The organism is Solibacillus sp. FSL R7-0682 (genome assembly GCF_038005985.1).
Classification (GTDB): domain Bacteria; phylum Bacillota; class Bacilli; order Bacillales_A; family Planococcaceae; genus Solibacillus.
Genome location: NZ_JBBOUI010000001.1, coordinates 3,517,016 through 3,538,654, shown reverse-complemented (window position 1 = coordinate 3,538,654; position 21,639 = coordinate 3,517,016). Strand labels below are relative to the sequence as shown.

Below are 21,639 nucleotides of genomic sequence, written 5' to 3'. Positions count from 1 at the left end.
AATGCGCGCTATATAGAGTAGCGACGCCTTTTAAAATACAAACAATTACTCCCAAACTTACAGCATTGTAAGGTAATTGAAAGCCAATCCGATAGAGTGTAAGCATTGAATTTGGCAAAATAGAGTCAAGAAGTACAAAACTTCATGAATTTAAACATACATTGACTTTATATAAAAGCGAAATGTTTGGCGGCAACCATTCTTTCGCAATTCAAATTCAACGTTATCGGAGGAAGTATAATGAACGAGTTATTAACAACTATTTATGATGAATACAATCGCTACATTTATCACTTATGCTTAAAATTAACACGCAACCAAGGTGAAGCAGAAGATTTAATGCAAGAAGTTTGGGTAAAGGTCGTGCGCTATGAAGCAAACGTCGCTGAAGTAGACCACGTGAAAGCATGGCTAACAACAATTACGATGAACACATTCCGCGACCGCTATCGCAAAAATGTGCGCCGTAGCAAATATATGATGAATCAACCTGAACAATTAGACGTACCGATTTTAGATTTGGTTCCCAACAATGATATTTCACCAGAAGAAATGATTGAAAAAACGGAAATCACAAAAATTGTCCAAGAAAAAATGAGCCAACTAGAGGGCATTTATCAAAAAACACTATGGTACTTCTACGTGGATCAATTTTCATTGGCAGAAATTTCAGAGCTAATGAAAGTATCCATCGGAACAGTTAAATCCCGTCTATTCCGCGCCAAAGCACGCTTAAAAGAAATTCTATTATCTGATGCCGGCGTAGCAGATACACTATTACCAGCATAAAAAATGACCATTGAAACAATAATGGAGTTTAAGAAACGTCATTCGATGAGAATGGCGTTTTTCGTTTGAGGAATTTGATTTTGAGGGGGGTGATTAAAGAGGGATAGTTAGAAGATGGTACAGTAGTAAAAGGGCTTATTGGCTCTGCTCCCAGAGCAACTCGTTGCTAGCATCTATCCACAGTACCTGACATGCCCCTTACGCCGGGCCATCAGCTCACATTCTCTATACAACACTATCTTCTCCCTAAAACGCCACCAAAGGCTCCCACAGCGCACAGCCTGCACATACACATGTCTTATCCTCCATAACACAATACTACCTTCCACGCTGTAAAATGGGGATTCAACTCAAAAAAAAATCGCTAGCCTTATTAGCTAGCGAGGGTTTTACAATTTCATGCATTTATCAAAAATGTATTGTAACGTTTGAATTTCATCTTCAGTTAACATCCCGAACAGATGGTCGAATAAGTTTTCAACCTGCTGGCGTGAACGATCTAATAACTCGATACCTGCTTCAGTAATATGAATTTGTGAAGCGCGGCGATCGGTTTCGTTTTGAGTTTTTTCAATTAAGCCGGCCTTCGCAAGCTTTGTAGTTAAAACGGTAACGCCACCTGTTGTAACTTTCAACTTTTCAGCGATAGCAGAAGGTCTTTTTGGTCCTTCTGAATAAAGATAGGCTAAAATTAAAATATGTGATTTTGAAAAGCCTAGCTCATTGTGACTATTCCATTCATTGGCCATTTTGCGTTCTAAAGAAGCAAAGGTTTCAAAAAGTGCTGTTAGTTGCTCGCGTTTAAGCTCGTTCATAAATTGTCAACTCCAAAAGTATTCACTATTCAACGGCAAGCCTTTGTAAAGCATTCAATTCAAATGCACGTACTTTACGTGGAATGAAGCGTCGAATGTCCATTTCGTTGTAGCCAATTTGGATACGCTTTTCATCAAGCAAAATCGGGCTACGTAACATACGAGGATGCTGCTGAATTAAGTTGTATAGTTCCTGGATTGATAACTGATCGATATCAACCTGTAAATTTTTAAAGTCATTTGAGTTTGTTGCGATGATCTCGTCTGTACCATCTTCCGTCATACTTAAAATATGTTTAAATTCTGCTAATGTTAAAGGTTGAGAAGTTGTTCTTTTTTCCGTATAAGCAATGTTGTTTTCGTTTAACCATCTTAATGCTTTTCGTGATGAGGAACAGCTTGATTGTGTATAAATTGTTACTGTCATATTATTTTTCCTCGCTTTCCCATAATCATTTGGTGATAGCTTAGTTGTAAGACAATTGTTTATAAATATATCTTACAACTAAGCTACTTATAATGCAATATCTTTTTGTAATTTGTTTTCCACTATTTTGTATACCCACTATTCTAATAAATTATACGTATTTCAAATAAAAAAGTTTCGATTATTAATATTACAATTTTGTAAATTACGAGTCAGAAAGCAGATTTTGTCTAGTTTTCACTATTAAATTCATATAAAAAAGCCACGCAAAAAAAATTGCGTAGCTTTACTATAACTTACTTAAATTCTTCTAATTCCTTCGTTTCACGTGTCGTAAACCAGTCTTGTACGTTCCAAACTTTCGTCACTAATCCGTCATAAAATTCAGGCTCGTGGGATACTAGAACGATTGTACCCTTGAAATCCTTCATTGCGCGTTTTAATTCTTCTTTTGCATCGATATCTAAATGGTTTGTCGGCTCGTCAAAGATTAACCAGTTTGTCTGGTCCATCATTAATTTACATAGGCGTACTTTTGCCTGCTCACCTCCGGAAAGGGAGTTAAGAGGGCGGGTAATATGATCTGTTTTTAAACCAGCACGTGCTAATGCTGCACGAACTTGCGCTTGCTCCATAGAAGGGAAGGCATTCCACACATCATCAATCGGTGTAATTTTATCTGCCTTTACTTCCTGCTCGAAGTATGAAGGTTCTAAATAGTCACCTAAAATTACTTTTCCATCAAGTGGTTGGATTTTACCTAGCATTGTTTTCAGAAGCGTTGATTTACCGACACCGTTCATTCCGACAAGTGCGATTTTTTCACCGCGCTCAATTTGGAAAGTTAGTGGGGGTAATAACGGTTTTTCTTTGTCATAACCAATGACTAAGTTTTCTGCCTCTACTACGTAGCGACCTGGTGTACGTGCTTCTTTAAAACTAAACTCTGGTTTCACGGCAGTTTCCGGGCGATCAATACGCTCTAAACGGTCAAGCTGTTTCGCACGTGATTTCGCACGCCCAGTTGTTGAATAACGCGCTTTGTTTTTGGCAATGAAATCTTCTTGCTTCTTAATGAATTCCTGCTGCTTTTCGTATGCTTCAATATGTTGGCGCTTATTAATTTCCGCTAGCTCGATGAATTTCTCATAAGTTGCTGTGTAGCGTGTCATTTTCGTGAATTCTAAATGTAAAATAACATCAACTACGTCATTCATAAATTCCGTATCATGAGAAATTAATAGGAATGCGTGTGGATAGTTTTTTAAATAGCTTTTAAGCCAAGTTACATGCTCTTCGTCTAAATAGTTCGTCGGCTCATCTAGTAATAATACTTTTGGTTTTTCTAATAAAAGCTTAGCTAGTAATACTTTCGTACGTTGACCACCAGAAAGGGCAGCTACATCACGCTCAAGACCGATTGCATCTAGACCTAGACCACGTGCTATCTCATCAATTTTCATATCTAAACTATAGAAATCACCCGCATCAAGAGCGTCTTGAATTTCAGACATTTCTTCTAAAAGGGTATCGTAATCTGCATCTGGCTCCCCTAGCTGTACCGAAATTTCATTTAAGCGCTCTTCTTTTTTATATAGTGGTAAAAACGCATCACGCAGAGCATCACGCATTGTACGCCCAGCTGTTAATACGGTGTGCTGGTCTAGATAGCCGTAGTGCGTGCCAGGAAGCCATTCAACTTTACCTTGATCATGAATTACTTGTCCTGTTAAAATTCCCATCAGTGTTGATTTACCAACGCCATTTGCGCCAACTAAACCGATGTGATCGCCTTCTACTAAGCGAAATGATACGTCTTTAAATAACGTACGGTCACCAAATGAATGACCTAAATTTTCAACTGTTAAAATTGCCATATATATTCCTCCGAAAATTTATGTTTGTTTTATCTCATAAAAAAACTCGCGAGCGTTATAGTGCTGCGAGCTGTTTGTTTAGTTCTGCAAGCCTTGCTTCCATATTTTCAAGACGTGTAAGTGCTTGTTTTACTGAGTCTGCATGGCCTAGTGATTCTAGCTTTTCCATATCACCTTGTAGATTAATGTAGTCCATCTTTAATTCGGCGATTTGTTGTTGAAGCTGGTCCTTTGTTAGCATGATGATAGCTCCTTTGATTACGAAAATTAATCTTTTCATATTGTATCACATCGCACGAATTTTTTTCACTATATGTGTGCAATATTATGACGAGAATAAGCTAAATCTAAAAGTAATGTTTGTAAAATTTCATTGTTCGTAATAATTTCGAGCGAGCGCTGCTTTCTAACTGCACGTTCACGGCGTTGCTCGTGTAGTAATAGCTCCATCACAGCATTTTGAAGAATTGACTGCTTCATTTTGCGGCCGAGACCGATATTGATAAAACCATTATCCTCCCGTGAGAAGGCATAATTTAATTCATTTTCATGTTGAGCTGTTGTAATGCAAGGAATGCCAGCTGCAGCAATTTTATAAGGTGTATAGTTTCCATTGCAAATGATTAAATCAGCTTGCGGCATAAGGTGTAGTAGGGCTTCTGGACGGCGAACAATTTCAGTATTGCGTCTACTTAATGCCATCAGTTGTAAACTATCTACATCGTGCTGATAGTCATCATCAATTGCAACCGAGATTTTAAGTGGAATTTGCAACTGTGTTAAATGGCGCAGTGTCCTGTATGTTAAATTATTGGCATCCCCATCTTCAAAGGCAACAACGATATGAGGTAGTGTGTCTTTTATTGAACAATCTGGTGTTTCGAGGATTTGTTTTGCGACTTTTTCTAGGTTTGGTGGTACGGCAAATGCATAGCTTCCAGCAAGCTCTTGGACAAATGGTTGTTCGTATGACTCTGCAAATAATGAAATAAGATGACAATCGACAAGCTTAGCGCCCATTCCAAAGTCGTCAAAATGAACAATGGTTGGGCAGAATGGACGAATAAGTTCTATATGTTCAAGCAATGTATCTTTACCATCATGGACGATTAAATCTGGCTGCATTTCCCGAACTTTCTTTTTAACCTCTTCAAATTTATCGAAAAGAATTATATTTAAACCCGTTTTGGCTAATTCGCTTATAATGCGTGCATTATCTGTTCGCACAAAGATAAACACGCTTTCCTCCTGCAAAAGCTTGGCCAAAGTTACGGCTCGCTCAAAAATGTAACTCCCTTTAATATCACAATGCTCGACGATCCATATAATTTTCTTTTTTTGCAATACAATCCCTTCCTTTCCACTATCCCTATAAAATATGGTAAAAAGACCGAAAGTATGTATAGATAGTAAGTATTGATATGGGAAGCTAATTCCGGAAGTAGGTTAGCTGAAGCGTAATAAATATAGAAGATACCTAAGATGAAAGAGTGATGTGTATGACAGGAATGCGTTCTGCATTAGTTGTTGGCGCAACAGGATTAGTTGGCTCGGCGCTCGTTAAATTATTGTGCGAAAGTGAACAATACGTGGCGGTGAATGTAATTTCACGTAGACCACTTGATTTTACCCACAAAAAATTAGTCGTGACATTGCGTGAATTTGATGAAATTGCTGAACAAGATATTGAATTTGCCCATGAAGTGTATTGCTGCTTAGGCACGACAATAAAAAAAGCTGGCTCTCGACCAACATTTGAAAAAGTCGATTTTGAGTATCCGATGACAATTGCAGCACTTGCCAAAAATCGAGGAATTGGACACTTTATCGTCATTTCTGCAATGGGAGCCGACGAAAAGGCATTTGCATATTATAGTCGTGTAAAGGGAAAACTTGAATCAGAGCTCATTAAAATCGATTTTCCACAACTATCGATTGTGCGACCTTCACTTATTGTAGGTGAGCGTAAGGAATTTCGTTTAGGGGAAACAGTAGGGGCGAAAGTTTTAGCAATAATGAATCCATTACTAGTTGGACCAATGAAAAAAATTCGTTCGATTCCAGCGGAGCAAATTGCTATAGCGATGATGAGCATTGCGTTATACGGTAAAAAGGAAAAGGTTGCGATTTATCAATCGGATGAACTTTTAGCAATGCAATTACCTGTAATGGCAACTGGCGAAGTAGCGACGAATGAAGAGCTGTCCTTTAATTGGGGAAAATTAGAAAAAGACGAGCTTCCACCCGTGGATGAAGAGGTAGTATTTGATCGAAGCAAAATTAAAACGGTTGATCGTGTAGAAAAATAAGATGATAAAAAGAAGTGCAATGGTCAACGTGAAACCTTACATGGACTACGATGCATTAGCTTTTCTTGTACAGAGTAACTCCTACTGATTACAATTTTACTTTATTCCACCATAATAATTTCCGTCGAAAGACTGAACTTTACGAATTTGAAGTAACTACCTGTCACTGACTCCGAAGCATCTGCTACAATAGGATAAGAAATTCGTTTTTTGGAGGAACATACATGAAAATCTTACTTGTCGATGGTACTATTTTTGGTCGCAAAACCGGCGTCGTATTAGAGCAGGTTCAAAAATATATTGAAGCGTTCAATCCTGAACTAGAACTAGAAATTTTGTATTTCTCAAAGCTACAGCATCAAATTTTAGACGGTAGCCCGTTAAATGATGATATGAAAATGATGATTCAAAAATTTGAGGAAGCAGATGGCTACATTTTTGCTTCACCAATTTTCCAAGCATCGATTCCAGGCGTATTAAAAAACGCCTTTGATATGCTACCACCAAAGGCACTGCGCTACAAGCCAGCTGCAATTGTTGGTAACGGTGGTACGTACCAGCATCATTTAGTATTAGAAAATCAATTACGTCCGATTTTAGACTACTTCCGATGCCTAGTAACACCAAACTATGTCTACACACATGCTGATCATTTTGATAAAGAAAATCGTCTGATTGACGAAGATGTACACAACCGCCTACGCGAGTTAGCTCGTGTATTCGTGCATTATTGTGAAATGACAAAAACATTATCGAAGCAAGCTGTTGATATCCAGTAATGAATGGGTGCTATGTAAGAGTTTAACTTACATAGCACCTATTTTTTTACCCTAAAACAGTAGCTTTTTCATGTAAACAATCAATAATTTCTTGTGCTACATTATGCGCTAACTCAAGCTCTGAAGTAAAGCCTACACAAGAGCAATTTATTTCGCCTAATATATACGTATCATTGCCAAAGTCATCTGTATCTAAAATGAAGTCGGCTGTCCAAATTAGCGGTAAATCATAGCCCCCAAGTAGTGTTGTTATTTCATGTAGCTGCCCTAAGAAGCTCTGGACCAGTGCCCCCCATTCCTCAGGCTTGTCATACCGATACTGTGCACCAGAAAATAATGTCGCGCTAAATGCATCCGCACCTTCTGCAGGCTTTTTATGAACTACATTAATCGCTTTATCACGCAACATGAATAAACGAATTTCACCTTCTTTGATGCGCGGTAGGAAGGTCATATCAACGAGCATTCCATTTGTCCCAACGATGTATTGCTCGCAAAATGTCATAAAGCTATCTAAACGATGGTACTCGACGTGATTATCTTTTGCTTCCGTACACTTAATTTGTGCATCTAGCGGTACTTCTGTTACCCCATCAGCAAGCTTTTCGACTAATTGTACGCGCCAAATGCCTTCCCCAGTTGAACCTCTATTTTGCTTTAATACTCGTTCCCCCTTAGCTAATGACTTAGGGAACGTCGATTTGAATTGATTAATTGTATAGTAAGCATACGTATCTTCTGGAACAAGTGACGTATGACGTAATTTGACTAATGCATCCTTTGCGCCGTAACTAATCATCGCGTCTGGATGAGGCATCCCAATAATCCCTTCTACACATAACTCTCGTAACATATCAAAATATTCCGCCTCGTGTTTTAAGTTCCCAGGATTAATACGAGAAACATACGCTACGGCATGGTCTTTTACATAATTAAAAATTTGTTCACGCTTTTCGATTTCAAAGAAAATAACCTCGGCATCTTGTGCGCACTCCTTTAATGCCTCGACCATTGGCATTGTGTCGGGGCGATATCCATCTGGCCCTTTATCGCTTCCCCCTTGTACTTCAAAAAAGATAACTTTTTTTATAATAACCGACTCCTTTTGACTAATATATTTCCTCCACATCATAACTTGTGAATGTAGAGTTTGTGTTAATAAAATGTAGCGAAATTGTTACAAAATACTATGTTAAAATAAAATAATGCTCGTTTGAACCATATTGTTCCAATGGGGGTTTTTACGAAATATAAGATAATTACATATTTATAGCTTGTTCGAACTGTATATGTTTTTAAGGAAGATTGTAGCTTTTTGCATAAATCGGGTATTAGAATGGTAGCTCAAAATTAAGACAAAATGTGACGAAACTCAGGTAATTTCTCGCTTAATATTTTGGGAAGTAGGGAATACATTATTTTATGTGCAAAAACGCAATCCCTTAAATTTATTTGCATAAAAAAGTCTGAAGAGAGAACAAATATTGAATCCTATATCATTTTGATGTAGCATTAATTTTTACGTGAAATTTGATAATAGGTAATAAATGAGTTTTTATGTAAAAAAAGGATATCCCTTTTGTGATTGAGGTGAGTGATGTCCTTATAAATCTTATGACTAGCTTACCTAAAAAATAAAAGTAGGGACATGAACATATATTTTTTCACGCAAAGAAAGATGTCTATGCATAGTTGGAGGCGGACTCAGAAGATGGAACAAACGATTTGGCAACAGGAGCAAGCTCATTTAAAGGAAATTAACGGGTTATTAAATAGGCAGGTTGAAGCACTTACTATTCAATTAAAGAAACAAAAAGGGGAAATTGTTGAAGAGCGAACGCAAGTATCTTCAGAATTTAATGATGTGTCAGGAGAGAATGCGATTCAGTTTTCCCAAATGCTTCAAACGATGCAGCTACGTGAGCGTGAATATTTAAATGTCAGTGAACAATTAGCAAAAACAAAAATTTTGTATAAAAGTCCATACTTCGGTCGCATTTCAATACAAAATGAGCAAGGGGAGTCTGAACACTTATATATTGGACTTTCTACATTTCGCGAGCCAACAACTGATGATGTATTAATTTTTGACTGGCGGGCACCTATTTCGAGTCTATTTTATGAAAATAAAGTCGGTCCATCTCATTATCAAATACCAGATGGCGAATTTATCGATGTGATGATTGAAGGTAGGCGTCAATATAAAGTGAAATACGACGAGCTATTGCAGTTGTTTGATGCGGATATTTATGTTGGTGATGAGGTGCTCCAGGGGCTTCTCGCTGATACGGCTAAAGAGAAAATGAAGTCTATTGTTGCGACGATTCAAAGCGATCAAAACATCGTCATTCGTTCATCGAATAAGGATAATTTAATCGTCCTTGGTCCCCCAGGTAGTGGGAAAACATCCGTGGCGATGCAGCGAATTGCGTTTCTACTATATGAATATCGTCAAACAATGAATGCACGTAGTATTTTACTTATTTCACCGTCGGATTTATTTAATGACTATATTTCAAATGTCTTACCAGAGCTTGGTGAAGAGAATGTACAACATACGACGTATTATCGACTACTTAAGGATTTAAAATTAACACGCTACCAATGTGAGACGAATTATGAGAATATTGAACGTTTGCAAAATGCAGATAACGAAGCACGTGAGCATTATGCTTATAAGGGTTCGCATAGTTACGTTAAACAATTAATAAATTATATTGAAGACACAAAAACAGCTGGCATGCCGTTTTATAATTTAAAAATGGGCGATGAGCTTATCGTTTCAGCGAAAAAACTATCCCAGCTCTTTTATGAAAAATTTGGTGGCCTCGATATCGATTTTCGTTTGAAAAAAATGCGCACTTTACTACTCTCGAATATACAAACACGTAAAAGTAAAGAGCTTACAAAGCGCATGAAGGAACTGCGCGCAGTAAATGCCTATATTGGAACCGACAAAGAGCTCGAGCAGCAAGCCCATATGGAATTACAAAAGAAGTACGGCAAAATGGAGACAACAATTGAACAACTTGGCTTCGTGAATTTAAATAAAATGTATGTGCATTCCTTAACGTATGGAAATGACAATTTATTTACCCAACAACTTCAAGCTAAAACTGCGGAAAGCTTGAAGAAACGCATATTATTTTACGAAGACTTAGCACCGATGATGTATTTACAAGCTGTTGTGAAGGGGTTATATACAAACAATACAATTAAACATATAGTCATTGATGAAATTCAAGATTACTCGTATTTACAGCTATTAACGATTAAAGCAATGCACCCAAAAGCGCACTACACATTGCTTGGGGATCGCAATCAAATGGTGCATCCACAAATGAAGGATTCTCTTGCCGGCCCTTTATCAAAGCACTTTAAAGTAGTGGAATTAAATAAATCCTACCGTTCTACAAATGAAATTACTGATTTTATGAGTGCGATTTTGCATAACACAACGACCTTATCCCTTGGCGTAGCAGGGGAGAAACCGCAAGTTATTCAAACAAATAAGCTACTAACAACAATCGAACAGCTTGTAACCCAACACTTCGAGCCACAAGATAGCTTTGTGATTTTATGTAAAAATAAACAGGCATGTAAGCAGCTTTATCAAGAATTAAAGCCACACATTCCGGAAATTCAGCTCGTAACAGAAGAACAAAAGGTGTATATGAAAGGGATTTTAATCATGCCGGGTTATATGGCGAAAGGCTTCGAGTTTACGACGGTTGTATTAGCGGATGCAGATGCCCATGTTTATCATGAAGAAATGGATGCGTATCTTCTGTATACAATTGCTTCTCGTGCGACGCGAAAATTATTTCTACTATCAGGTGGAGCCCTTCCAAAAGCTCTTGCGCACATTGAAGAACAGTATTATCGTAAAGAAGTGAACATTTAATGGCGTTATGACGTCATATAAAACATAATTTAAATTGTAGGAGATAGTAATGGAAAACTTTGATTTGATTTTAATTTTAAAGCATCTCATCATTGGCCTTGTGCAAGGCTTTACGGAACCAATCCCTGTTTCGTCTAGTGGGCACGTTATGATCGCCAGCGAAATTTTAGGGATGGGCGAGCAAGGTTTTACGTTCGCTATTTTAACAAATACTGCGTCATTAATCGCAATTATGTTTATTTATCGTGAGGACATTATTCGTTTAATTACAGGTTTTTTAATGTTTATTAAAACCCGAAACAGACGTTATCGTGCGGATTTTAACTTTGCACTATATGTTATTATCGGTTCGATTCCAGCAGGGATTTTAGGGGTTTTATTAAGTGATGTGATTGCAGAGAGTGTAAGTATGACGACAATTGCGCTCATGTTATTTGTAACGGGTATTGCTTTATGGTTAATTCGTAATATGCGAGGAACGAAGCGAGACGGTGATTTAACAGCGAAAGATGCTTTTTTAGTAGGTCTTGGGCAAGCGGTTGCGTTAACACCAGGAATTAGCCGTTCAGGTGCTACAATTATTTCGGCGATCGCTGTTGGCATGAATCAGGAAACGGCATTACGTTTCTCATTCATGCTATATATTCCGGTTAGCCTTGGTGGTGTCGTATTAGGAATTACTGATTTCTTAGACGAACCAAACAAAATGGACTTAGCCTTACCATATGCGGTGACATTCTTTGCAACGTTATTTATGACATACTTTGCTATGCGATGGTTCATGGGAATTATGAAAAATGGGAAGTTACACTACTTCACATACTATTGTTTCTTAGTCGGAATTTTACTTTTAATTTTCTTCTAAGTGGTAAAGAATCACTCTTTTGATGCTAATCAGGAGAGTGATTTTTAATGGAGAGAAAAAAATTACCTCACGCATTCATGTCATAAATCTACTTGCAATTCGCATATATCTACTTAAATGTAACATCGCTATTGTATAGTAGACTAAAAAGTGATAAAATTTTGAAAATTAAAAATAAGGGAAGAGAATTAACTATGCAATACTCTGATAGCATTTTAAACACACCGTCATCATTTATCCGCAATATTTTAAAAGTAACGGATGCAGAGGACGTCATTTCATTCGCTGGGGGCTTACCAAACCCAATTTCATTTCCAATTGACGCATTAAAAGCATCTGTCACTCATGCAATTGATGAAAGTGGTGCAAAATTATTTCAATATTCAACGACGCAAGGCTATTTACCATTACGTCAATATATTGCAGAAAAATATAATACAAAACAACCAGGTCTTGATTTCAAGCCAGAAGATGTATTTATTACAACTGGTTCTCAACAAGCATTAGAACTAATTTCAAAAGTACTTATTAATAAAGGGGACGGCATTGTAATTGAAGAGCCGGGTTATCTTGGAGCGATTCAAGCGTTCACATTACGTGAACCAACTTTCCACGGAGTTACACTTGAAACAGAGGGAATAAACGTTGACGAATTAAAGCAAGCGGTAAAGCAGCCAAATGTAAAAATGGTTTATACTGTGCCGAACTTTCAAAATCCAACGGGATTAACTTATACAAAAGAACGCCGTGAAGAGGTGTATGAAGCCATTAAGGATGAGGATATCATTTTCATCGAGGATGATCCTTATGGCGAATTACGCTTTACAGGTGAGCACTTACCATATATTGCTGCAGGTAAAATGAAAAACAGCGTAGTGCTTGGTTCGTTCTCAAAAACGGTAACACCAGGTATGCGTTTAGGCTATATTTTAACGAAAAATCATGAATTACTTGGTCATATTGAAACAGCGAAGCAAGCATCAGATTTACACACAAATATTTTTGCTCAGTATGTTTTATATGATTATTTAGCGAATAATGATTACGATAAGCACGTTGAAAAAATTATTGCATTATATAAAGAACAATCCAATGCGATGTTAGCTGCAATGGAAAAATACTTCCCACCACATGTAAAGTATACAAAGCCTGAAGGCGGGATGTTTATTTGGGTGACAATGGAGGACGGCGCAAATGCTCTTGAAAAATTCCATGAAGCGATGGAACAAAAAGTTGCATTTGTTCCAGGTAATCCATTTTACACAAATAAAACCGAAGTTAACACAATGCGCTTAAATTACACGAATGCGACACCAGAAGTTATTGAAGAAGGTATTAAGCGTTTAGGAGAAATTTTATAACAACTTTGGTGAATGTTTAATTTTATTTAAATTGTCACCCACAAAAATAGACAAAGTCGAAAGAAGACTTTGTCTATTTTTTATATGTAGTGAATTAATGTCTATAGAAGGTGCTGTACCGGTTTTGTTGGAATAATAATCGAGCTAAGCAGCCTCATTTACTGAAGCATGTTTAATTAGCTTATTAACATTAGTTCATTCTTGTATTTTCTTATTATTAATACAGTAAGTTGTTCAAATCCATAACTGTTACACCATATAAAAGAACCACTCTCTATTTGAGAGTGGTTCTTTTGCGACTAACTATATGACTTAATTCGTTAAAATTAAAGTTTTACTACGTTAGTAGCTTGTGGTCCACGGTTGCCTTCTTCTACGTCGAATTCAACTTTTTGACCTTCGTCTAAAGATTTGAAACCTTCACCTTGGATAGCTGAGAAGTGTACGAATACATCGTTACCGCCTTCAACTTCGATGAAACCGAAACCTTTTTCTGAGTTAAACCATTTTACTGTACCTTGTTGCATGAGAGAAAACCTCCAAAAAATTATAATTAATTGAATTGCTAAATGTATAAAAAAAATTCACACATTAAAAAAGCGAGCGTACACGTTCACTTTTTTAATATGTGAATTGATCGTCAACCTGCTTAAGCAATTTAATTATTCTTATTGTATAACAACTTTATCCAACTGTCTAGTAAAATTTGTGGGAAATACGAGAAAATTTTTGATTTTTCGTACAAATGAAGGAACGTTACTAAAAATAACAATCCAAATAAAGTGTCATATTGTTAGTATACCACTATTCTTAATGTTTAAACCTGTAACACTTTTTTTTGAAAATTTTAAGCAACTTTCAAAACTAAAAAGCGCGTAATTATCATCATGTATTATCAATTATCTGAAAATTATTTTCTTTTTCGTAATAATGAATAAAAAGATTTAAAATATTTAATAAAATTGTGATGACTTATTGCCCAAAAAATGTATATAATTTATATTGGATTAGTATTTTAATATTAAATTGAGGAGGAATATAGTTGAAATTTTCCATTTCAAAGAAATTATGGCTTGCTTTTTCGGTGACAATTGTACTTATTATGGTTGTTAATACTGTTGCTTCAGTAGCATTAGAAAAAGTTAAAGACCAATATAATGAAATAATTGAGCGTGATGTTCAGCGTATTAGCTATGCACGTGATTTAGAGGTAGCTCAAAAAGATTTAGCCACACGATTATTAGAGTTTGTCGCCTTTAATAAAAGTACTTCGAAACAGGGAATCCAAGAAGAGATTGAAAATGGAACTGTTGCAGCAAAAGGTTTAATTGAACTAAGTAAAGATGAAGCATCACTTCAGTTATTAGATCAGTTAAAAGAGAAATCGTTATTATTATTCGAATCAAATAACCTTATTATCGAATTAAAAGAAAGCAACCGTGATTTATCGACTGCACAATTAACGTCGATGAAATTAAATAGTGAAATTTTAGATATCCTTTCTAAGCTTATAGAAGTTCAAGAACAAAACATTGCAAATACACGTAATGATATTGATGCATACCAGCTAACTATGGTTACTTTAATGATAATTATTACAATCGTTTCAATTTTATTAGCAATTGTGATTTCATATGTATTAAGCCGCAATATTTCAAAGCCAGTTGGTCAAATGACGGATGCACTTGAAGAAATTGCACAAGGGAACTTATCAATGGAGCCACTTAACATTAAAAATAGAGATGAAATTGGTAAGATGGCAAATAGCTTCAATACAATGCTCGAAGATTTACGTGGTATTGTATCAAGTGTAAGTGATTCTTCAATGCAGGTTGCAGCAAATGCACAAGAGCTTTCTGCAAGCTCAGAGCAAAGCTTAGCATCATCACAAATGGTTGCAAAGTCTGCAGAAAACCAATTACATACGAGTACGGAGCAGTCTCATTTCATGAATACATCCATTGATTCAATGAATGAATTGCGCACAAGTATTGATCAAATATCTGGTGACAATGAGCAAATGCTACATGCAACAAACGACGTAAAAGTACTAATTGATCAAGGGGCAACATCAATTAAAAATGTTGTAAATCAAATGGAGACAATCCATGAAACGTTTAAAGATACGACTGCAATGATGCATACAATGGAGCAGCATTCAAATAGCATCCAAAATATTACGTCATTAATTACAGATATCGCTGATCAAACGAACTTACTTGCCTTAAATGCAGCGATAGAAGCAGCACGTGCTGGAGAGCACGGAAAAGGCTTCGCCGTGGTAGCGGAGGAAGTACGTAAATTAGCGGAGCAATCGAAAAACTCAGCTACTGAAATTGGCAGCATGGTTGAACAAATTCAACAAACTTCTAGTGATGCAACAAAAACGATTGTCGCTGGTGGTACAAAGGTAGATGAAGGGATGGAGAAAACATCCGAATCTTTACATGTCTTCCGAAATATCGAATCAGGTATTGGAGAGGTTGTTTACCGCGTAGAGTCTGTTTCTGCAGCAGTTGAAGAAATTCAAGCGATGACTGGCTCTGTCATCGAAAGTGTTCAGCACGTGCAACAGTTAGCAGCACAAACAGCTGACACAGCAAGTGATACGAGTGCAGCTACAGAAGAGCAATTAGCGGCAACAGAAGAAATCTCAAGCAATGCCCAATCGCTTTCTGATCTTGCTGAAAAATTACAATATGAAGTAAACCATTTCAAACTATAAAAAATTCCCCCAGTAGTATGTGCTGGGGGGATTTTCTTTTGCTTCTTACAAAAAAATCGAGTTACGATACGTGAAAAGATATTGTAAGTGATTAGCATGATGGATGAAGTTTCGTTTTTATATGCGCAGATACAGAAATTTTTAAAAGTTATACTCTATGCTATATTTAACACAAGGAAGTACGAAAGGATGTTTAATATGGCTAAAAGTTTAGTACTAGCAGAAAAACCTTCAGTAGCACGCGATATCGCGAATGTGCTGAAGTGTCATAAAAAAGGAAATGGTTTTTTAGAAGGCGACAAATATATCGTTACGTGGGCACTAGGACATTTAGTAACATTGGCTGATCCTGAAAGCTATGATGAAAAATATAAAAAATGGAATTTGGAAGATTTACCGATGCTACCAGAGCGTCTGAAATTAACAACAATCAAGCAAACAAGCAAGCAATATAATGCAGTCAAATCTCAGCTTACACGTAATGATGTAAATGAGATTATTATTGCAACGGATGCTGGGCGTGAAGGGGAGTTAGTGGCGCGTTGGATTATTGACCGTGCAAAAGTTAGTAAACCAATGAAACGCTTATGGATTTCATCTGTTACAGATAAAGCAATTAAAGATGGTTTTGCAAACTTAAAACCTGGCAAAAATTATGATAACTTGTATCATGCAGCAGTTGCTCGTAGTGAAGCAGATTGGTATTTAGGATTAAATTCGAGTCGAGCGTTATCAACAAAGCATAATGCCCAATTAAACACAGGACGAGTTCAGACGCCTGTTGTAGCAATGGTAGCGGCTCGTGAAGATGAGATTAAAAACTTCAAAGCTCAAACATATTATGGGATTGAAGCACAAACAAAAGATTTAAAATTAACATGGCAAGATGCAAATGGCAATTCACGCAGTTTTAATAAAGAAAAAATTGATGCTGTAGTTCATTTGTTAGATAAGCAAGATGCAAAAGTGATTGATATCGAACGCAAGCCGAAAAAATCGTTCTCCCCAGGATTATATGATTTAACGGAATTGCAACGGGATGCAAACAAAATGTTTGGATATTCAGCGAAAGAAACGTTAAATATTATGCAAAAACTGTATGAGTCACATAAAGTACTTACGTATCCTCGTACAGATTCTCGATTTATATCTTCAGACATCGTTAGCACACTTCCGGAACGTATTAAGGCATGCGGTGTAGGAGAGTATCGTTCTTTAGCAAACAAAGTTCTTGCAAAACCAATTAAAGCGAATAAATCGTTTGTAGATGACAGTAAAGTATCAGATCACCACGCAATTATTCCAACTGAGGAATACGTGAACTTTGCAAATTTTACCGATAAGGAACGTAAAGTTTATGATTTAGTTGTAAAACGATTTTTAGCAGTGCTTTTCCCAGCTTATGAATATGAGCAGTTAACAGTGCAAGCACAAATTGGCGATGAAAAATTTATTGCACGTGGAAAAACAGTACTTTCAGCTGGATGGAAAGAAGTGTATTCAAACCGTTTTGATGAAGAAGAATCGACGGAGGATGTAAAGGAACAATTATTACCTCGTCTTGAGAAAGGTCAAGTACTAAAAGTAAATTTAATTGCTCAAACTTCCGGACAAACGAAGCCACCAGCACGTTTTACAGAGGCTACGCTTTTATCAGCTATGGAAAATCCGACAAAGTACATGAATAGCCAAAATAAGCAGCTTGCGGATACACTGAAATCGACAGGTGGATTAGGGACCGTTGCAACACGTGCTGATATTATTGATAAGTTATTCAATTCATTCCTAATTGAAAAACGTGGGAAGGATATTCATATTACATCTAAGGGTCGCCAATTACTTGATTTAGTTCCAAAAGAATTAAAATCACCTGAAACAACCGCACAATGGGAACAAAAGCTAGAGCTAATTGCTAAAGGGAAATTGAAAAAAGATACATTTATTAACGAAATGAAACAACATACGAAAGATATTGTTGCGGATATTAAAAATAGCGATAAAAAATTCAAGCACGATAATATTTCCACGAAAACATGCCCTGATTGTGGTAAACCAATGTTAGAAGTGAACGGTAAAAAAGGAAAGATGCTTGTTTGCCAAGATCGTGAATGTGGTCACCGTAAAAATGTATCACGTGTCACAAATGCACGCTGCCCACAATGTAAGAAAAAATTAGAATTACATGGCCAGGGCGATGGTCAAATTTTCGTATGCAAATGTGGTTACCGTGAAAAGCTATCAGCGTTTGAAGCCCGCCGTAAAAAAGAAGGCGGCGGTAAAGTGGATAAGCGTAGTGTCCAAAAATACATGAAGCAACAGGAAAAAGAAGCTGAACCAATTAATAATGCGTTTGCGGATTTATTAAAGGGTTTAAAATTAGAAGATTAAGTTTACTGTTTACAATTTAATCCACGGGTTTTCTAAATGAATTTGGTGAGAAGCGAAAAAATTCTTGCCAAGTTCTTTTTGTTGCTCTATTTTGTAAAACATTAGGGGAGAGGTATAGGGATCTTGATCAGATTAGACCACAGTAGGAGCATATTCATATGTATTAAAAAGCTGCCCAGAAAGCGAACACTTTCTAGACAGCCCTCTTTATTGAGCTGCAATATATAATTATGCTAGTTATGGGGTTAGTAAAAATCTATGTCAATATTTTGTACGTTATTTTGTGCCGTTTTTTGCATTCTTACTTTAAGGACACCATTACTATAAGTTGCCTTCACTTCGTCTCGTGAAACAGGACTTGGTAAGGAGATAGAACGTTGGAAGCTACTCGCATATTGTTCTTGTCTAACCCTATTTTCTTCTTTTATTTCTGTTGCTGTATTGATGGTACCCCGAATACTTAACATATTCTGTTCAACATAAATCTGAATATCGTCTTCTTTTTTTAAACCAGGTATATCGCAAGTTGCAATAACTTCTGTTGCTGTTTCATACACATTTATATTCCCGCCATCAAAGTTACCAAGCATATTATCGAAAAAGCTTAAATCAAAAGGAAAAGCTGAAAACATCTGCTCAAAGATATTTGTTTTTGATAATTGTTTAAATGAATCATCAGGTAGTAACGACATCCTATAAGCCTCCTATTTACTTTTGCTTATTGTTATATATTATGTGTATGTATTCTTATATTGGTTGGGCGGATTTTAATCCATTTAGTGCAATTACGATTCAAATGGTTAATATCCGAGACCGTATTTAAATTTGTTATGGTGAACAATTTCATAAGTAAGTGGGGCTACTCTAAAAACAATACAGCACCAGTCCTTTATTGGATTGGTGCTGTATTGAATATAATTAACCTAAAACTTTTAAAATCCCTTGGCTCATTTGATTTATTTGCGCCATCATCGATTGAGTTGATTTAAAAGAATTTGATCTTTTTTCAATTTAGGTATTTCCTTTGTCAAATTCGTTTTTGTGACGACGCATTGAAGTCATTTGTAGGTTCGCTACAAGTGGATTCATTCAATAGTCTGTATGGCCATAATCAGTAAGTTAATTTTCCTTCACTTCTACTCATGTTAGTAAGTTTTGTTTACGTCATGGGTTATTTGAAAGGTTTTAACTTTTTGAATTTGCATCCGTCAAAGGATCGATATTAATATTGTATTTTATTTTAATGTCCATCTTTTCGAACAATTCAAACCATTTTTTTTCTTCCATTGGTTTTGAGAATGGTCTTTTTGTTTGTACACCAAGCTGGAATGGATCAACTTTCAATTCTTGTATCTTTTTAAATAGTTCATGTGTTTGTTTTTCAAGGTAGGTTTCGATATCTTTTTTCATATATTCTAACTCCTTTGGATCAAATAATTGCTTCTCTCCTCGGTATTCCTCAATCCTAGTATCTATATTCACTGTATAGATTATTGTAGAATAGCTGCTATCGATATCTACTATTACCTTAGATCTAACATGACCAAGTACAACTTCAAATTCTGGGATAGGTAATATGTCTAAGTAGTGATCGTTATTTACTAGTTGGAAGATACGATCATCTAAAGATGAAATAACTTCAACTAGCTTGTCATCTTGAAACAAGGCTGTACCTTCATAGTTGACCCCGTCCTCATGTATTTTGAATACAGGCAAGAAGGGGTCTGAATAAGGAGAATAGAGCAACTGCTTAAATTGATGAAGATTAACGACAGTTAATTCTCCTTGGTTTTTTTCTTCATAATGCTTCAGCATACGGTAAAACGAGTAATCGAAGTTTTCATCTTTTTCTAATTGACTTTCCAAGTATTCTTCAAAATTTCCTTTTACGATAACTAAATAAATTCTCAAAGAGATATCTGGATCAGTCAATATTACATTTATAATGGACATAATCCCTTCTTTTGCAAGTTCATCACTAATTATTAACATCCGCATTTGTCCGGTTTTAATTTCTTGGTAGAAGTTAAAGTTGTACTTCTGTACTCCCTCCTTTAATAAGCTGACTTCTTGCGACATAACATTTTTATTTTCTTTACTTAAAGGAGGCATAATAGTACTAACTTTTAATTTCCCTTTATCCCCCTTACTAATTGACAAAAAGGTAATGGGAGAAATTTCTTCAATAAGGTTATTTTCGGTAAAAGGGGAACAACCAGATAACCAAAAAGTCATTAAAAGGAGTATCAATCTTTTACATATCTTTTTATGTAGAATCATGTTTTTTAACCCCCTTTTTTTTCATTACTAAAACAATAACAAGTGGAACAAGAAAATAGGTTATGCTTCCAGCTATAATTTGAAGATTAAGTAAAAAGTTCTGCTTCTCCCAAGACTTCCAAAGTAATTGATTCAAAAGAACCATTCCGATAAAAATAAGGAATACACTGAATAATAATCCTTTTCCGCTGGACGACTTGCTCGTTTTAGCAAATGAAATTTTAAATGCTCCATAAAATAATAGTAGAAATAGAGAAACTGCAAAAACTAGGTTAATTAATTCAAAGGAAAGCATGATCATATCAATTCGTTCAAACACAGGATTTTGAAAATAACGGGCCATATTAATAATTGGATATTGACTTTTACTTAAATAATTGGAACCGAAATAAAGTAGAGATGCTATAAATAGGAATACATACTCTGCAACGGTGAGAGCGTTACCGTAAGACAAATAGCGAAAGGTTTTATTGTTGGTTTTAAGCCATGGTCCTAAAAATACCAGAAATTCCGGACCAGAATAGGAAGACAAAATTAAAAAAAAAGCTTTCCAATTTTCTACTTTCCACTCTATTGGAATAAGGGGATACAAATCACTGAGTTGAGCTATTGGAGGAAAGAAGAAAAAAATGAAAAATGTGATCATCCAAAATGTACAGAAAAAAGAAATCAACACAAACCGAATGGTATGTTCAACGCCCTTACTTGCCACATAAAAACAGAACAACAAAATAAAAAAGACAAGAAAATTTGTATCTGTTGATGGAAGAATAAATGTTTGAACAATTTCGCTGAAACCTAACGTTATGACGGAAAGTTTAAGTAGAATAAAGAACAACCCGATAAAAGATAGAAATCGTACTAATTTTTTTCCAAACAATTGGACAAATCCATTATATCCATTGCTAGATAAATGTGTTAAAAGCCACTTCGATAAAAGAAGAAGGTTTAGTTGGGATAATATTCCGACAGCTATAAGCACCCAAATCATATATGGATAGATCAAGATATTTGGCATAATCAGAAAAAAATATAGCATTTGGAGGCGATTTACCAACAACACGGTATAGAGCCCATTATAGGTTTCATTCTTTTTAAATAATTGATGAATTTCCATTAA

The 21,639-nt window shown here is 35.9% G+C and carries 18 protein-coding genes; 8 read left to right on the top strand and 10 right to left on the bottom strand.

The features are described 5' to 3' along the window. Window positions 1–240: 240 nt before the first annotated feature. Complete coding sequence (locus tag MKZ17_RS17750; protein ID WP_340725064.1) at window positions 241–789, top strand: RNA polymerase sigma factor; 549 nt, start codon at window positions 241–243, stop codon at window positions 787–789. A gap of 389 nt (window positions 790–1,178) precedes the next feature. On the opposite strand, the gene MKZ17_RS17745 is transcribed toward MKZ17_RS17750, so the two are convergent. The 5 genes from MKZ17_RS17745 to MKZ17_RS17725 form a co-directional block, all read right to left on the bottom strand. Then, window positions 1,179–1,604 carry a MarR family winged helix-turn-helix transcriptional regulator gene (locus MKZ17_RS17745; protein ID WP_340725063.1) on the bottom strand — a complete coding sequence of 142 codons (426 nt, stop codon included), beginning with the start codon at window positions 1,602–1,604 and terminating at the stop codon, window positions 1,179–1,181. Between the two features lie 25 nt (window positions 1,605–1,629). After that, entirely contained in the window at window positions 1,630–2,031 is a 402-nt protein-coding gene (spx, locus tag MKZ17_RS17740; RefSeq protein ID WP_340725062.1) for a transcriptional regulator Spx, read from the bottom strand. Between the two features lie 296 nt (window positions 2,032–2,327). Next, window positions 2,328–3,908: an ABC-F family ATP-binding cassette domain-containing protein gene (locus MKZ17_RS17735; protein ID WP_340725061.1), complete on the bottom strand. Its 1,581-nt coding sequence runs from the start codon at window positions 3,906–3,908 to the stop codon at window positions 2,328–2,330. Between the two features lie 55 nt (window positions 3,909–3,963). After that, on the bottom strand, window positions 3,964–4,149 hold the full coding sequence (locus MKZ17_RS17730; RefSeq protein ID WP_241367447.1) for an SE1832 family protein: 186 nt from the start codon (window positions 4,147–4,149) through the stop codon (window positions 3,964–3,966). 68 nt (window positions 4,150–4,217) lie between these two features. Continuing rightward, window positions 4,218–5,252 carry a PseG/SpsG family protein gene (locus MKZ17_RS17725; protein WP_340725060.1) on the bottom strand — a complete coding sequence of 345 codons (1,035 nt, stop codon included), beginning with the start codon at window positions 5,250–5,252 and terminating at the stop codon, window positions 4,218–4,220. A gap of 155 nt (window positions 5,253–5,407) precedes the next feature. On the opposite strand from MKZ17_RS17725, the gene MKZ17_RS17720 reads away from it, so the two are divergent. Together MKZ17_RS17720 and MKZ17_RS17715 are read left to right on the top strand one after the other, a co-directional pair. Next, window positions 5,408–6,217 (top strand): NAD(P)H-binding protein, encoded by an 810-nt coding sequence (locus MKZ17_RS17720; protein WP_340725059.1) that lies wholly within the window; start codon window positions 5,408–5,410, stop codon window positions 6,215–6,217. Between the two features lie 224 nt (window positions 6,218–6,441). Then, a complete protein-coding gene (locus tag MKZ17_RS17715) occupies window positions 6,442–6,996 on the top strand; it encodes an NADPH-dependent FMN reductase (RefSeq protein WP_340725058.1) in 555 nt (184 codons plus the stop codon). A 46-nt stretch (window positions 6,997–7,042) separates the two neighbouring features. On the opposite strand, the gene MKZ17_RS17710 is transcribed toward MKZ17_RS17715, so the two are convergent. Next, on the bottom strand, window positions 7,043–8,128 hold the full coding sequence (locus MKZ17_RS17710) for a Cj0069 family protein (protein WP_340725057.1): 1,086 nt from the start codon (window positions 8,126–8,128) through the stop codon (window positions 7,043–7,045). A 579-nt stretch (window positions 8,129–8,707) separates the two neighbouring features. On the opposite strand from MKZ17_RS17710, the gene MKZ17_RS17705 reads away from it, so the two are divergent. From MKZ17_RS17705 to MKZ17_RS17695, 3 genes are all read left to right on the top strand, one after another. Next, window positions 8,708–10,900 carry a HelD family protein gene (locus MKZ17_RS17705; RefSeq protein WP_340725056.1) on the top strand — a complete coding sequence of 731 codons (2,193 nt, stop codon included), beginning with the start codon at window positions 8,708–8,710 and terminating at the stop codon, window positions 10,898–10,900. A 49-nt stretch (window positions 10,901–10,949) separates the two neighbouring features. Next, window positions 10,950–11,765, top strand: coding sequence for an undecaprenyl-diphosphate phosphatase (locus tag MKZ17_RS17700; RefSeq protein WP_340725055.1), 816 nt, complete (start codon window positions 10,950–10,952; stop codon window positions 11,763–11,765). Between the two features lie 194 nt (window positions 11,766–11,959). Then, window positions 11,960–13,126, top strand: a complete 1,167-nt coding sequence (locus tag MKZ17_RS17695; RefSeq protein WP_340725054.1) for an aminotransferase-like domain-containing protein — start codon at window positions 11,960–11,962, stop codon at window positions 13,124–13,126. A 326-nt stretch (window positions 13,127–13,452) separates the two neighbouring features. On the opposite strand, the gene MKZ17_RS17690 is transcribed toward MKZ17_RS17695, so the two are convergent. Beyond that, window positions 13,453–13,653 carry a cold-shock protein gene (locus tag MKZ17_RS17690; RefSeq protein ID WP_340725053.1) on the bottom strand — a complete coding sequence of 67 codons (201 nt, stop codon included), beginning with the start codon at window positions 13,651–13,653 and terminating at the stop codon, window positions 13,453–13,455. Window positions 13,654–14,168: 515 nt separating this feature from the next. On the opposite strand from MKZ17_RS17690, the gene MKZ17_RS17685 reads away from it, so the two are divergent. Further along, window positions 14,169–15,851, top strand: a complete 1,683-nt coding sequence (locus MKZ17_RS17685) for a methyl-accepting chemotaxis protein (protein ID WP_340725052.1) — start codon at window positions 14,169–14,171, stop codon at window positions 15,849–15,851. Window positions 15,852–16,049: 198 nt separating this feature from the next. After that, window positions 16,050–18,239: a DNA topoisomerase III gene (locus MKZ17_RS17680; RefSeq protein ID WP_340725051.1), complete on the top strand. Its 2,190-nt coding sequence runs from the start codon at window positions 16,050–16,052 to the stop codon at window positions 18,237–18,239. A gap of 245 nt (window positions 18,240–18,484) precedes the next feature. On the opposite strand, the gene MKZ17_RS17675 is transcribed toward MKZ17_RS17680, so the two are convergent. The 3 genes from MKZ17_RS17675 to MKZ17_RS17665 all read right to left on the bottom strand — a co-directional run bounded on the left by MKZ17_RS17675 (window position 18,485) and on the right by MKZ17_RS17665 (window position 21,636). After that, window positions 18,485–18,931, bottom strand: a complete 447-nt coding sequence (locus MKZ17_RS17675) for an Hsp20/alpha crystallin family protein (RefSeq protein ID WP_340725050.1) — start codon at window positions 18,929–18,931, stop codon at window positions 18,485–18,487. 493 nt (window positions 18,932–19,424) lie between these two features. Then, complete coding sequence (locus MKZ17_RS17670; RefSeq protein ID WP_340725049.1) at window positions 19,425–20,519, bottom strand: Ger(x)C family spore germination protein; 1,095 nt, start codon at window positions 20,517–20,519, stop codon at window positions 19,425–19,427. Further along, window positions 20,506–21,636 (bottom strand): GerAB/ArcD/ProY family transporter, encoded by a 1,131-nt coding sequence (locus tag MKZ17_RS17665; RefSeq protein ID WP_340725048.1) that lies wholly within the window; start codon window positions 21,634–21,636, stop codon window positions 20,506–20,508. The genes MKZ17_RS17670 and MKZ17_RS17665 overlap by 14 nt, the downstream gene beginning before the upstream one ends. Window positions 21,637–21,639 lie beyond the last annotated feature (3 nt).

Bases quoted from the DNA above. Each gene is read 5' to 3' on its own strand.
- MKZ17_RS17750 (WP_340725064.1), top strand. From the start codon at position 241: ATGAACGAGTTATTAACAACTATTTATGATGAATACAATCGCTACATT.
- MKZ17_RS17745 (WP_340725063.1), bottom strand. From the start codon at position 1,604: ATGAACGAGCTTAAACGCGAGCAACTAACAGCACTTTTTGAAACCTTT.
- spx (WP_340725062.1), bottom strand. From the start codon at position 2,031: ATGACAGTAACAATTTATACACAATCAAGCTGTTCCTCATCACGAAAA.
- MKZ17_RS17735 (WP_340725061.1), bottom strand. From the start codon at position 3,908: ATGGCAATTTTAACAGTTGAAAATTTAGGTCATTCATTTGGTGACCGT.
- MKZ17_RS17730 (WP_241367447.1), bottom strand. From the start codon at position 4,149: ATGCTAACAAAGGACCAGCTTCAACAACAAATCGCCGAATTAAAGATG.
- MKZ17_RS17720 (WP_340725059.1), top strand. From the start codon at position 5,408: ATGACAGGAATGCGTTCTGCATTAGTTGTTGGCGCAACAGGATTAGTT.
- MKZ17_RS17715 (WP_340725058.1), top strand. From the start codon at position 6,442: ATGAAAATCTTACTTGTCGATGGTACTATTTTTGGTCGCAAAACCGGC.
- MKZ17_RS17710 (WP_340725057.1), bottom strand. From the start codon at position 8,128: ATGATGTGGAGGAAATATATTAGTCAAAAGGAGTCGGTTATTATAAAA.
- MKZ17_RS17705 (WP_340725056.1), top strand. From the start codon at position 8,708: ATGGAACAAACGATTTGGCAACAGGAGCAAGCTCATTTAAAGGAAATT.
- MKZ17_RS17700 (WP_340725055.1), top strand. From the start codon at position 10,950: ATGGAAAACTTTGATTTGATTTTAATTTTAAAGCATCTCATCATTGGC.
- MKZ17_RS17695 (WP_340725054.1), top strand. From the start codon at position 11,960: ATGCAATACTCTGATAGCATTTTAAACACACCGTCATCATTTATCCGC.
- MKZ17_RS17690 (WP_340725053.1), bottom strand. From the start codon at position 13,653: ATGCAACAAGGTACAGTAAAATGGTTTAACTCAGAAAAAGGTTTCGGT.
- MKZ17_RS17680 (WP_340725051.1), top strand. From the start codon at position 16,050: ATGGCTAAAAGTTTAGTACTAGCAGAAAAACCTTCAGTAGCACGCGAT.
- MKZ17_RS17675 (WP_340725050.1), bottom strand. From the start codon at position 18,931: ATGTCGTTACTACCTGATGATTCATTTAAACAATTATCAAAAACAAAT.
- MKZ17_RS17670 (WP_340725049.1), bottom strand. From the start codon at position 20,519: ATGATTCTACATAAAAAGATATGTAAAAGATTGATACTCCTTTTAATG.
- MKZ17_RS17665 (WP_340725048.1), bottom strand. From the start codon at position 21,636: ATGGAAATTCATCAATTATTTAAAAAGAATGAAACCTATAATGGGCTC.